We start from the raw sequence: 12259 nt of genomic DNA, 5'->3' as shown, positions 1-12259 counted from the left end.
GGTGACGAACAGGTTAAGCGCTCAGCGGACGCTTTCTGACGTCTGCTCCTCATCGGCGGCGTCGAAACGATAACCCACGTTTCGCACGGTGCCGATGAGCTGCTCCATGTCGCCGAGTTTGGCGCGCAGACGGCGCACGTGAACGTCAACGGTTCGGGTGCCGCCGTAGTAGTCGTAGCCCCACACCTCGCTGAGCAGCTGCTCGCGCGTGAAGACGCGGGAGGGGTGCGTGGCGAGGAAGTGCAGCAGCTGGAACTCCTTGTAGGTGAGATCCAGCGGGCGACCGTTGATCTTCGCCGAGTACGACGCCTCGTCGATCGTGATGCCAGAGGTCTGCACCCGAGTGGGGCGCTCATCCAGCGCCGCCGCGCGACCCAGCGCGAGGCGGAGGCGGGCGTCGATCTCGGCGGGACCCGCGGAGGTGAGCAGCAGATCATCCACGCCCCAGTCGGGGGACAGCGCGGTCAGTCCGCCCTCCGTGACCACGACCAGCAGCGGGGAGTTGATGCCGGTGGTGCGCAGCAGACGACACAGCGACTTCGCCGCGACCAGATCGGCGCGCGCATCCACCAGGATCAGGTCAGAGTCGGGCGCGGCGATCAGCTGCGCCGGTGTTGCCGGGATCGTGCGCACCGTGTGGCTGAGCAGCTCCAGGGCGGGCAGGGCTGCATCCGGTGTCGAACTGAGCACGAGCAGTTGCGCCACGCCGATTCCTCTCCTGCGGCTAAGCCCCCATGATATGCCGCACTCGGGAGCGGTCCCGCGCCGCTTCTGGGAGAATGACGTCATGTCACAGCCGCAGCTCGCTCCGCGCTCGCCCCTCATCGGCATCGCGGCGGTCTGGATCGTCAGTGCGTTGATCGCCGTCGTGGTCGGGATCGTGGCACCGCTGGACCAGCGAGTCGGGTGGTTGTGCGTCGGACTCGGAATCACGGTGATCGTCGCGTTCGCGGTGCAGATCTTCTCCGCTCCGGCTCAGGGATTCATCGGGCGCATGGGCGCGAGCATGCTCGGTGCTCTCGTGGTGATGGGCCTCGTCTCCGCCGGGTTCGGACTAGCCGCGCTGAGCGGTCTCTGACCCGCGGGAAGCGGCGAGCGGGCTAGAGTGGAGTGCATGGACCTCTTCGCACTCGAGATGCTCTTCGTCGGCCTGCTGGGCCTCGCGTCGCTCGCCATCGCGTTCGTCGCGGGCGTCGTGGTCTACAACCTCTTCCGCGGCCAGCGCTGATCGCGCGCAAGCCATGATCGAGCTGCCCAGCGATCTGCCCGCAGACCTGGTGCCGCTGTCTTGGCTCCTCGGGGTCTGGGAAGGCACCGGCGTCATCGACTACACCGCCGGGGACCATCATTTCACCGGTGAGTTCACGCATCGTGTGAGCTTCAGCCACGACGGTGGCGACGCGTTGAACTACTCCGCGACCGCTGTGCTCACCTCGCCGGAACACGGCGACGAGCAGGTGCGGCTGAACTCCGAAGTGGGGTTCTGGCGGATCGCTCGTCCGCGCGGGGCGTCGGATGTCGGACCGGGTCTGCTCCCGGGCGCGGAGGCGCTCGTCGCCCGCACGGTCGAAGACGTCGAAGCGCTGCGCAACGCTGACGAGGGTTTCGACCTCGAGGCGTCCATCGTCCATGCCGACGGCGTGACCGAGCTCTATCTCGGACAGGTGAAGGGTCCGCGCATCGACCTCGCCACCGACGCGGTGCTACGTCCCTCCTCCGCGAAGGACTACGCGTCCGCGGAGCGCATGTATGGCCTGGTGCAGGGACACCTGCTGTGGGCGTGGGACATCGCGGCGCTCGGAGCCCCGTTGGCATCGCACGCGTCCGCTCGCCTAGCGAAAGTGTCCTGACATGACCGGCTTCTCCTCCCTGCCGGGTGCCGTCGCAGACGCGCACGCGGTGACGCATTTCGGTGAACCGCTGCGCGAACAGCGCGCACTGGAGCAGGGCCGTGCTTTCGCGCCGCTCGGTGATCGTGCCGTCGTCGCGCTGAGCGGACCCGATCGGCTCACCTGGCTGGACTCCATCACGTCGCAGTCCGTGGCACATCTTCCCGCCGGGTTCTCGTCTGAGCTGCTGGTGCTGGATCCGCAGGGGCGCGTCGAACACGCCGCGGGAATCGTCGATGACGGCGAGACCGCCTGGCTCCTCGTCGACCGCGATGACGCCGGCCCGCTGTCGGCCTGGCTGCTGCGGATGCGCTTCCGGGCGCAGGTCGACATCGCCGTGCGCGATGATCTGCGCGTGATCGGCTACGTGGGCGACCCGGCCGGCGAGCATCTCGCTTCCGTCGCCCCCGATGCCATCCTGTGGCGCGACCCCTGGAGCAGCGTTGCTGCCGGCGGCTGGCAGTACGCCCAGATCTCCGACCACCCGGGCGCCGAGCGCGACTGGCGCGAGGCGATCGTCACCGCGGAGCAGGCGGATGCTCTGGCGGCGAACCTGGGCGGACTGCGCGCTGCCGGGGTGCTGGCGGCCGACGCGCTACGGATCGCGGCCTGGCGACCGCGGTGGGCGCGGGAGCGCGATGACCGCCTGATCCCGCACGAGGTGGACTGGATTCGATCTGCGGTGCACCTGAACAAGGGCTGCTACCGCGGGCAGGAGACGGTGGCGAAGGTGCACAACCTCGGCCATCCGCCCCGCCGCCTCGTGATGCTTCACCTCGACGGCAGCGACAGCGTGCTGCCTGCTCCCGGCGACGAGGTGCGCTCGGAGGTGGACGGCGATGAAGTCGGGCGCATCACGTCCAGCGCCATGCATCATGAGCTCGGACCGATCGCGCTCGCGGTGATCGCTCGCCGCATCCCCGCCGACGCCGTGCTGCACGTCCGCTCGGGTGAGACCGACATCACGGGCGCGCAGGAGGTCGTGGTTCCCGCCGATGCGGGTTCTGTGGCCGATGTCCCGCGTCTGACGCGGCTGTCTCGTCGTCCGCTGAAGCAGGACTGACGGTTGCCGCTGGGGCTTCGGTCCCGTGCGCGCTACGGAACGAGGGTCAGCGCGCGAGGTCGCGAAGGGCGAGCTCGGCGGCGTTGACGCCGCACATGCCGTGCACACCGCCGGCGGGTGATGTCGATGCGCCGCCGAGGTACACGCCACGGACGCCGGTGGAGAATCCGCGCGTACCGATCCGCGGGCGTGCGATGAGCTGTCGCAGGGTGGTGGCACCGCCGCCGATGTCACCGCCGAGATAAGCCGCATTGTGCTCTTCCAGGGCCCGCGGGCCGCGAGTATGCACGGCGAGAATCTGCTCACGAACGCCGGGCGCGTAGCGCTCCAGCTCGCACAGCAGCCGCTCGGTCTCGTCGTGCGGCCACCCGTTCGGAACGTGCGCGTAGAGCCACAGCGGGTCGACGCCGTTGTGCGAACGGGTCGGATCGACCAGATGCGGCTGAGTCACCAGCATGAACGGATGCTCCGGCGTCCGGCCCGCGACGACCTCGGCCTCGGCACGTGCGACCTGCGCGAACGTGCCGCCGAGGTGCACGACTCCCGCGCGGCGGAGTGCATCGTCACGCCAGGGCACGTCGCCCTCGATGGCGAGATCGAGTTTGAATGCGCCGGGACCCGGGCGGAACCGACTCCAGGCGCGACGGATCCCCGTGGGAACGTCCATCATCGTCAGAGCCGTGCGGGGCGGGACGGTCAGAACGACGACATCGGAGTCGAGGTCGTCCACGCGGGTGACGCGGCGACCGAGTTCGACCTGTCCGCCGAGTTCAGCGAGCTCGGCGAGCAGGGCAGCGGGCAGCGACCCCGCACCGCCACGCGGGAAGGGCCAGCCGTGCGCGTGCAACGCCGTGGTCAGCATCGCCGCCACCGAGCTCGACAGCGGAGCGGTCAGGCTTCCGATCATGTGCGCGGCGATCCCGCCGAATGCGGCGGCGTTCTCGGAGCGCCGAAACAGGCGCGCCCACCAGGACGCCGGTGGGGCAGCGCGCAGTCCGAGTCGAACGAGCGCGAGGGGGTGTCGGGGAGCCGAGACGACAGGCGCGAACGCGGTGTCGAAGACGGCGTCGGCATCTCGCACCAGCGGGGCGAACATACGACGCCACAGCGCGCCGTCCACGCCCATGCCCTGGACTGTCCGTTCGAGATCGCGGTAGATCATCCCGGTGCCGCTCTCGGTCGGATGCGCGACGACCACGTCGTGATGCAGCCACTCCAGGCCGTGACGCTCCAGGTTCAGGGAGTGAAAGAACGGCGAGGCCACGGCCCCGGGCATCGCGGTGGAGCAGTCGTCGTGCTTGACGCCGGGGAGCGTGAGTTCGCTGGTGCGCGCACCGCCGCCGGCGACATCGGCCGCCTCGATCACCGTGACACGCACGCCCGCCTGAGCGAGGCGAATGGCCGCAGCGAGCCCGTTCGGACCGGATCCCACCACCGTTGCCGTCGTCATCTCGCCAGCCTAACCCGCGAGGTCGGGCGCAACGGAGGCCCAGGCCACGGTGAGCTCGCCCAGCTTCGCGCGGGTCTTCGTGGTGCGCACGGGCCACCCCGCCGCGCGGAGGTCGGCGACCACCGCAAGCCAGCGCTGCACGGCGCCGAAGGTGCCGAGGCCGACGTTGCGATCCCAGGATGTGTCCAGATCGGTCATCAGCCGATGCACGCGCTCGCCCGGCACATTGTGGTGGATCAGCGCCTTCGGCAGCCGCTCCGCCACGATGCTCGGTCGTTCGAGTTCCGCCAGCCGCAGCGAGATGGTGAGGTGACGCGGGTTCGCGCGGTTGTCGAGATCGATCCAGCTCGACACCCGTCCGATCTCATCGCAGGTTCCCTCCACCACGATCCCGCCCGGAGTGAGCCGAGAGCACATCATCCGCCACGCCTCCGCGACGTCTGCTTCGTCATACTGGCGCAGCACGTTGAACGCTCGGATCACGCTCGCCGGTCGCAGTGACGGAACTTCGAAGCCCCCGCGCGCGAACGACACCCTGCTGTCGGAGGGGAAGCGGGTGCCACCCGCGTGGATCTGCGCGAGCTGGGCCGAGGCGCGGGCCACGCGATCCGCATCGATCTCAAGCCCCAGAACCTCGACGTCGGGGTGAACGCGGCGCAGGCGATCGTAGAGCTCGAACGCGGTGACGCCGCTGGCGCCGTACCCAAGGTCGACCACGAGCGGCGAATCGGCGTGCCTGAGCTCGGGCTGAGCGGCGATCCAGCGATCCACACGGCGGAGTCGGTTGGTGTTCGTCGTGCCGCGCGTGGCGTGACCTGCGGGGGAGACGGGACGCGGCATGGTTCCATTCTCTCGCGTCCGCGTCATCCGACGTCGCGCATGTGTGTGGCCGGTATGCCGCCGGTAGGCTGGAGGCATGACCGAGCCGTACACCCTCATCCTTCTTCGCCACGGCCAGAGCCAGTGGAACGAGCTGAACCTGTTCACCGGCTGGGTGGACGTCCGTCTGACCGACCAGGGCAAGGCCGAGGCGGCCCGCGGCGGACAGCTGCTGGCCGAGGCCGGCATCCTGCCCGACGTGCTGCACACCTCGCTGCTCAGCCGCGCGATCCAGACCGCCAACATCGCACTCGACAACGCCGACCGCCTGTGGATTCCCGTCAAGCGTTCGTGGCGACTCAACGAGCGTCACTACGGTGCGCTGCAGGGCAAGGACAAGGCCGAGACGCTCGCTGAGTTCGGTGCCGAGCAGTTCCAGCTGTGGCGTCGCTCGTTCGATGTGCCGCCGCCCGCGCTCGCGGACGACAGTGAGTTCAGCCAGGTGAACGACCCGCGTTACGCCGGCATCGACGGCGAGATCCCGCGCACCGAGTCGCTGAGCCTGGTCATCGACCGTCTGCTGCCGTACTGGGGCGCCGAGATCGCGCCCGACCTGCGCGCCGGAAAGACGGTGCTGGTGACGGCCCACGGCAACTCGCTGCGGGGCCTGGTGAAGCACCTCGACGGCATCAGCGACGACGACATCGCCGAGCTGAACATCCCCACCGGCATCCCGCTGGTCTACAAGCTCGACGCGGACCTCAAGCCGGTCGCTCCGGCCGAGTACCTCGACCCCGAGGCTGCCGCCGCAGGCGCCGCTGCTGTGGCGAACCAGGGCAACAAGTAAGCCCATCCACGACGACGTCCCCGCACCGATTCGGTGCGGGGACGTTCGCGTGTACGGGGCTGATGGGCCGATCGCGCCCCGGATCCGGTCGGTGGTCTCACCATCTGCTGCGGTTTGAGCTGGATCGAACGGGTTCTGAGACCACTCTTGTGAGTGCTCTCAGAACCTGTTCCTCAGCCCGTCTCTGGCAGCTCCAACTGAGACCGGTGGTGACGACCGGACACGATGAAGCGGCGCGGTCCGCCACCCCTGACGTGGCCCGCGCCGCTTCATCGGGCGTCAGACGGCGGTCTCGCTCGTCTCGCCCTCCGCCGTCCAGTCGCCTGTGGCGAGGTAGACGGCCTTCTTCGCGACCGACACGGCGTGGTCGGCGAAGCGCTCGTGGTAGCGGCTGGCCAGGGTGGCATCGACCGTCGCTCCGGCCTCGCCCTTCCAGGTGTCGCTGAGGACCTTCTCGAACACCCGCGCGTGCAGCTCATCGATGTCATCGTCGAGGTTGCGGATCTCGTCGGCGATCTTGAGGTCCTGCGTGCGGAGCAGGTCGGCCAGCTTCGTGGCGATCTGCACGTCGAGCTCTCCCATCGAGGTGAAGGTGCTCTTCAGACCCTTCGGGATGGCGCGCTCCGGGAAGCGGTAACGGGCGAGCTGAGCGATGTGCTCGGCCATGTCGCCCATGCGCTCCAGCGACGCGCTCATGCGCAGTGCGGAGACCACCATGCGGAGGTCCCGCGCCACAGGCTGCTGACGGGCGAGGATCTCGATGGCGAGCTCGTCGAGCACAACGGCGCGCGCATCGATGAGACGGTCATCCTCGATGACCTCTTCGGCCAGCGCGACATCGCTCGTGGCGAAGGCGGTGGTCGCCTTCGTGATCGCGGTGGTGACGAGCTCGGCGATCTCGACCAGGCGGCCCTGGACGTCGTCGAGGGACTGGTGGAAAACTTCCCGCATGGCTGTGTGCCTTTCACTGTTGCAGGTCTGCGCCGCCCGCGCACACGCCGGGATCTCCTGGCTGTCGGGCTTCGGGGCAATCAAAACGATCGAAGGTTAACGATTGGTGCCGCCCGCGTGAATATCCGGCGGTGATGCCAGTGCTGGCGCGGAATCCGGGCTTGTTGGCCTTCGCGGCCAGAATACGCTGTACTCATGTCCTCCACGCAGTTGGCGATCTTCGCCCTCGCTCTGGGCCTGGTCATCGGCGCTGCTGTCACCGTGGCTCTGGTGATGGCGCTGCGTGCCCGTGACCGTCATCTGCGCGAAGTCGCGGGCGATGTGCCGGAGGGGATCACCGCGGTGCTTGCCGGAATGGACGATGCCGCCGCCGTCCTGGACACGTCGTTCCAGTTGCTCGCGACATCCACTGCCGCCGGATGGCTGGGCTTCGAGACCGGGCGGGCGCTGGAGAACGCCGACCTGCGCGCCCTGGTGCGTCGCGCGCGCTCTGCCGGTGGCACGGAGACCGAGACGCTGCGCATCCGGCTGGGGGAGCTGTCTCCCGAACTTCGCCTGGTGAGCGCTCGCGCCACCGTTCTCGGCGCGCGACTGACCATGCTGACCGTGCGCGACATCAGCGAGAGGGAGCGGCTGGAGCAGATGCGCCACGACTTCGTCTCGAACACGAGTCATGAGTTGAAGACTCCGGTCGGCGCGATCACGCTGCTCTCCGAAGCCGTTGATATGGCAGCGGACGACCCCGATCAGGTGCGCGTGTTCGCTGCGCGCCTGCAGGCCGAGGCCCGTCGGCTGGGCGGACTGACCGGTCGCATCATGAGCCTGTCGAAGCTGCAGTCCACCGACGGCCTGTCCGAGGTGCGGGATGTGTCCGTCGACGAGGTCGTCGCCGCGGCCGTGGACGCGAACATCGTCGCCGCGCAGGGCGCGAACGTCGAGCTGCTGCGTGGCGGTGAGCGCGGGCTGTTTGTGCGCGGGGATGCGCAGATCTTGAGCGACGCGCTGGGCAACCTGGTCTCCAACGCCGTGAAGTACTCCGCGCCGGGTTCCCGTGTCGGCATCGGTGTGAAGCGTGTGGACGACGTCATCGAGATCGCCGTGGCGGATCAGGGCATCGGCATCGCAGAGGACGACCAGCAGCGCATCTTCGAGCGGTTCTACCGTGCCGACCAGGCCCGCTCGCGCAGTACGGGCGGTACCGGCCTCGGTCTCTCGATCGTCAAGCACGCCGTGCAGCGTCATGGCGGTGACGTGCGGCTGTGGTCGCGTCCGGGCAAGGGTGCGACGTTCACGATCGTGCTGCCGGCGTCGGAGTCCCCCGCCCACGAGAAGGCGCGCAAGACCGACAAGCCGCGCAAGGCGGACAAGGCCCGCAAGAGCGACGAGGCTCGAAAGGCAGACAAGCTGCGCAAGAAACAGAAGCGGGAGGATCGGCGCAAGAGCGAAGAGCTCGCCATCGAGACCGCGCCGCTGGCACCCGCCGCGGAGCCCCTCATCCCGCCGCCCGTCCCGATCGTCGCGGAACGCCGTGATCTCGTCGAAGGCGCCGCTCCCGCAGCGCGCCGCGACGAGGTGTCCGGTGACGCGAACGCATCGGCCCCTGTCCCCGTCCCGGCACTGTCCGAGACGCAGAACGGAGAGAACCCGTCATGACCCGAGTGCTGCTCATCGAGGACGAGCCCGACCTCGCCGATCCGCTGGCGTACCTGCTGCGTCGCGAGGGATATGAGGTCGAGATCGCCGAAGACGGTCCCGCGGCCCTCGCCGCGTTCCGGGAGCGCGGCGCCGACATCCTGCTGCTGGACCTGATGCTTCCCGGGATGCCCGGCACCGAGGTCGCTCGGCAGGTGCGTACGACATCGGCCGTTCCGATCATCATGGTCACCGCCAAGGACACTGAGGTGGACATCGTGGTGGGGCTGGAGATCGGCGCCGACGACTACGTCACCAAGCCGTATTCCGCCCGTGAGCTGTTGGCGCGCATGCGGGCGGTGCTGCGTCGCACGGCCGCCGCAGAGGCGGACCTGGACGAGCGCGTGCTGCAGGGCGGGCGTGTCAGCGTCGACCTCGATCGGCACACGGTGTCGGTCGCGGGCAGCGAGATCAACATGCCGCTCAAGGAATTCGAGCTGCTCGAGGTTCTCATGCGCAACGCTGGTCGTGTGCTCACCCGCGGCCAGCTCATCGATCGGGTGTGGGGCAGCGACTACTTCGGCGACACGAAGACGCTCGACGTTCACATCAAGCGCATCCGCTCACGCATCGAAGAGAACCCCGGCCAGCCGGTGATGCTGGTGACCGTCCGCGGTCTGGGCTACCGCTTCGAGGCCTGAGCCGAAACGAGGACGGGCCGCATCCTTTCGGATGTGGCCCGTCCTCGTTGTCTGAGATCAGTTGGTGGCCGACGGGGTCGGGACAGCCTCTTCGAGGTAGGTGAGGGTGCCATCGAGCACGGGAACCTCGACTGGCTCCGACGTGCCGTCACCCGAAGTGAACGTCACCTTGACGGTGTCGCCCGCCGCGGTCTTGAGGCCGGGGACGTCGAGGTGCTCGCCGTCGACGCCATAGCTGGCGCGCTCGCCAGCCGGCACCGAGACCTTGAGCGGAGCGGAGACGCCGTCGACGGCGACCGTGGCGGTCACGTCGTCTGCGGTGTCGTTGATGAAGACGGCAACCAGGTTGACAGCATCCTCACCGGTGATGAAGAAGGCGTTGCGCACCAGCACCGGACCGGAGGCGTTCGGGACGTTCACGCCCTCTGCAGCCGAGTAGGGGATCGTGGTGGCCTGCGGCGAGATCATGCTGCAGCCGGTGGTGCCCAGAATGATGGCCGCACCGAGGGCGATGGACGCGAGAGCGCGCGTGTTCACTGATCCTCCTCAGGATGCTGACGGTGTCCCTCCAGTCTAGGGGTACACCCGGTGCTCACCGTTCACGTTCCACGAGGGCGCAAACCTTAGCGCATATTCGCTGTGGTATTCTGGAGGTTGCCGAAAGGACACAGCTGCATGCTTTTTGAGGTTGGCGAGACCGTCGTCTATCCGCACCACGGTGCTGCGACGATCACCGAGGTGAAGACCCGCGTGATCAAGGGCGTCGAGAAAACGTATTTGAAGCTCCGTGTCACCCAGGGGGACCTCATGATCGAGGTGCCGGCAGACAATGTCGACCTCGTGGGTGTACGTGACGTGATCGGCAAGGAGGGCCTCGAGCGTGTGTTCGAGGTGCTGCGTGCTCCGTTCACCGAGGAGCCCACCAACTGGTCGCGCCGTTACAAGGCGAACCTGGAGAAGCTCGCGTCGGGTGACGTGATCAAGGTGAGCGAGGTCGTGCGCGACCTCTGGCGCCGTGATCAGGACCGCGGACTGTCGGCTGGGGAGAAGCGCATGCTGGCCAAGGCGCGCCAGATCCTGATCTCCGAGTTGGCTCTCGCGGAGAAGACCGACGAGGAGAAGGCGTCCAACCTTCTTGACGAGGTTCTCGCTTCCTGAGTTGTTCCGAACGCCGCCCGCATATGGGCGGCGTTCGTCGTTTCTGGGGGACGGCGCCTTCGTGGCTTCGTGTCTTCGTGTCTCCAAACGAGGAGATTTGCGCGAAAGCGAGGCGCTTGTCGTCTATTCGTCCTCGTTTCGCGACAATGTCCTTGTTTCGTGACATGGTGCTCGCGTCGTGAGACGGGGGCGCGTTGGCCGTTTCGGCGGGCCGCGCGGACGCGATGTTGACGATCGTGCTACTGCCCGGCATCGTGCCCGCCGCTGTCGTCGTCCGGCATCGTGACCGCCGCTGGGTCGTCCGTGTCTTCAAACGAGGAGATTTGCGCGAAAGCGAGGCGCCTGTCGTCTATTCGTCCTCGTTTCGCGACAATGTCCTTGTTTCGTGACATGGTGCTCGCGTCGTGAGACGGGGGCGCGTTGGCCGTTTCGGCGGACCGCGCGGACGCGATGTTGACGATCGTGCTACTGCCCGGCATCGTGCCCGCCGCTGTCGTCGTCCGGCATCGTGACCGCCGCTGGGTCGTCCGTGTCTCCAAACGAGGAGATTTGCGCGAAAGTGGGATGTCTGTCGTCTATTCGTCCTCGTTTCGCGACAATGTCCTCGGTTCGTGACATGGTGCTCGCGTCGTGAGACGGGGGCGCGCTGGCCGTTTCGGCGGACCGCGCGGACGCGATGTTGACGATCTCGCCACTGCCCGGAATCGTGCCCGCCGCTGGGTCGTCCGTGGCTCCAAACGAGGAGATTTGCGCGAAAGTGAGGGGCCTGTCGTCTATTCGTCCTCGTTTCGCGACAATCTCCTCGGTTCGCGCTACGCAGCCTCACCTCGGATCGCGATCAGCGGAGATGCGATCACGGGCGCAGTGCCGCGTCGAGATCCGGCGTTCGACACGAGAGTTGCCATCGGCAGGGAAGCGCGCGGTCCGTCTGGCCTCGTTCGATGATGGGGCCCGGCACGGGGACATGACCGACGCTCTGCTACGTTGCGCCGTGCGGCAGCGCGCGCGGAGGTGCCGTGCACGAAACGAGCGAAGTGTCCCAAGATGAGGTCGCAGGAGCCATTGGGCACTCCAGGACTGGCAGATCACCGCGCGGAGGGCCTTGTCGACCCGACGCCGCGGATGCAACAAGCTCGGGAAGAACGACCCTTCTCGCAGCTTCGGGAGCGCGAGATCGACCTCGCCGGCCGGGATCGCGAGCACCTTCGAACAAGTCCCGCTGCGGCGGGTCGTCCGCTCCGGGGAGCGCTCGTCACGGCCGGCGCCGATCTTCACCGTCGCTTCAGCGTCGACGAGGTCCTACAAGCCGGCCCGCAACATCCGCCGGAACACATCCTCATGCGCGAGGTCGGGGCCGGCGAGGACTTCGCCGATCAGGGTCGAAATGGCCCACTGGTAGTGGGTCATCGTGGGATCTCTGCTTTGCCTCGTGCCGGAAACAACAAGCCATCCCACGGTGGCCCCTGAACTTCTCCGACGACGAGGAGCGCCAGCGACGAGACAAAATGCGCTGCGGAATCGGAGGTGGCGCATGTCGAAAGTGTGCTCAAAAACCGGTGCGCTGGCGGCGAGGCGAAAGGCCGCTCAGAACTGGGACGTGCCGGGTGTTGCATCAAGCGGAACGAGCCGCGAGGTCAGTTAGTGGCTTAAATGGTGGGTATGGACTACATCCCTGTTCCCCGTGTGGCCGCGGGTGCCACCACCACCATCTGCATTGGCGTCGGGACCGCAAGGACGCCGTCGAGGGCG

The 12259-nt window shown here is 67.8% G+C and carries 12 protein-coding genes and 1 pseudogene; 7 read left to right on the top strand and 6 right to left on the bottom strand.

Features of this window, described 5'->3' with window-relative positions; all coding sequences use genetic code 11:
* Window positions 1–21 precede the first annotated feature (21 nt).
* Entirely contained in the window at window positions 22–705 is a 684-nt protein-coding gene (locus ACI3KU_RS01445) for a DNA-binding response regulator (protein ID WP_404920507.1), read from the bottom strand.
* Between the two features lie 82 nt (window positions 706–787).
* Between ACI3KU_RS01445 and ACI3KU_RS01440 the strand changes: the two genes are divergently transcribed.
* The 3 genes from ACI3KU_RS01440 to ACI3KU_RS01430 all read left to right on the top strand — a co-directional run bounded on the left by ACI3KU_RS01440 (window position 788) and on the right by ACI3KU_RS01430 (window position 2952).
* The gene (locus ACI3KU_RS01440; protein WP_404920506.1) at window positions 788–1078 is read left to right on the top strand and encodes a hypothetical protein; all 291 of its coding nucleotides are present in this window, start codon (window positions 788–790) and stop codon (window positions 1076–1078) included.
* Window positions 1079–1241: 163 nt separating this feature from the next.
* Window positions 1242–1850 carry an FABP family protein gene (locus tag ACI3KU_RS01435; protein ID WP_404920505.1) on the top strand — a complete coding sequence of 203 codons (609 nt, stop codon included), beginning with the start codon at window positions 1242–1244 and terminating at the stop codon, window positions 1848–1850.
* A 1-nt stretch (window position 1851) separates the two neighbouring features.
* Window positions 1852–2952, top strand: coding sequence for a YgfZ/GcvT domain-containing protein (locus ACI3KU_RS01430; RefSeq protein ID WP_404920504.1), 1101 nt, complete (start codon window positions 1852–1854; stop codon window positions 2950–2952).
* 46 nt (window positions 2953–2998) lie between these two features.
* Here ACI3KU_RS01430 and ACI3KU_RS01425 read toward each other — a convergent pair whose 3' ends face one another.
* Window positions 2999–4402 (bottom strand): phytoene desaturase family protein, encoded by a 1404-nt coding sequence (locus ACI3KU_RS01425; RefSeq protein ID WP_404920503.1) that lies wholly within the window; start codon window positions 4400–4402, stop codon window positions 2999–3001.
* A gap of 9 nt (window positions 4403–4411) precedes the next feature.
* Entirely contained in the window at window positions 4412–5242 is an 831-nt protein-coding gene (locus tag ACI3KU_RS01420) for a class I SAM-dependent methyltransferase (RefSeq protein ID WP_404920502.1), read from the bottom strand.
* A 76-nt stretch (window positions 5243–5318) separates the two neighbouring features.
* Here ACI3KU_RS01420 and ACI3KU_RS01415 point away from each other — a divergent pair, with 76 nt between their 5' ends.
* Window positions 5319–6068, top strand: a complete 750-nt coding sequence (locus ACI3KU_RS01415; RefSeq protein ID WP_404920501.1) for a phosphoglyceromutase — start codon at window positions 5319–5321, stop codon at window positions 6066–6068.
* Window positions 6069–6347: 279 nt separating this feature from the next.
* On the opposite strand, the gene phoU is transcribed toward ACI3KU_RS01415, so the two are convergent.
* On the bottom strand, window positions 6348–7019 hold the full coding sequence (gene phoU, locus ACI3KU_RS01410) for a phosphate signaling complex protein PhoU (protein ID WP_404920500.1): 672 nt from the start codon (window positions 7017–7019) through the stop codon (window positions 6348–6350).
* Window positions 7020–7214: 195 nt separating this feature from the next.
* On the opposite strand from phoU, the gene ACI3KU_RS01405 reads away from it, so the two are divergent.
* Both ACI3KU_RS01405 and ACI3KU_RS01400 read left to right on the top strand, forming a co-directional pair.
* The gene (locus ACI3KU_RS01405) at window positions 7215–8672 is read left to right on the top strand and encodes an ATP-binding protein (protein ID WP_404920499.1); all 1458 of its coding nucleotides are present in this window, start codon (window positions 7215–7217) and stop codon (window positions 8670–8672) included.
* Window positions 8669–9352 carry a response regulator transcription factor gene (locus ACI3KU_RS01400; protein WP_231092162.1) on the top strand — a complete coding sequence of 228 codons (684 nt, stop codon included), beginning with the start codon at window positions 8669–8671 and terminating at the stop codon, window positions 9350–9352. Before ACI3KU_RS01405 ends, ACI3KU_RS01400 begins: the two co-directional genes overlap by 4 nt.
* A gap of 57 nt (window positions 9353–9409) precedes the next feature.
* Here ACI3KU_RS01400 and ACI3KU_RS01395 read toward each other — a convergent pair whose 3' ends face one another.
* Window positions 9410–9889 (bottom strand): DNA modification methylase, encoded by a 480-nt coding sequence (locus ACI3KU_RS01395; RefSeq protein WP_404920498.1) that lies wholly within the window; start codon window positions 9887–9889, stop codon window positions 9410–9412.
* Window positions 9890–10027: 138 nt separating this feature from the next.
* Between ACI3KU_RS01395 and ACI3KU_RS01390 the strand changes: the two genes are divergently transcribed.
* Entirely contained in the window at window positions 10028–10510 is a 483-nt protein-coding gene (locus tag ACI3KU_RS01390; RefSeq protein ID WP_404920497.1) for a CarD family transcriptional regulator, read from the top strand.
* Window positions 10511–11581: 1071 nt separating this feature from the next.
* On the opposite strand, the pseudogene ACI3KU_RS01385 reads toward ACI3KU_RS01390, so the two are convergent.
* Window positions 11582–11917: pseudogene (locus ACI3KU_RS01385) on the bottom strand (transposase); the annotation flags it as partial.
* Window positions 11918–12259 lie beyond the last annotated feature (342 nt).

Origin of the sequence: Microbacterium sp. ZW T5_56, assembly GCF_044987425.1 — a bacterium.
Classification (GTDB): Bacteria; Actinomycetota; Actinomycetes; order Actinomycetales; family Microbacteriaceae; genus Microbacterium.
Note: the sequence above shows the minus strand (reverse complement) of the source record. Positions and strands in the feature narration are given on the sequence as shown.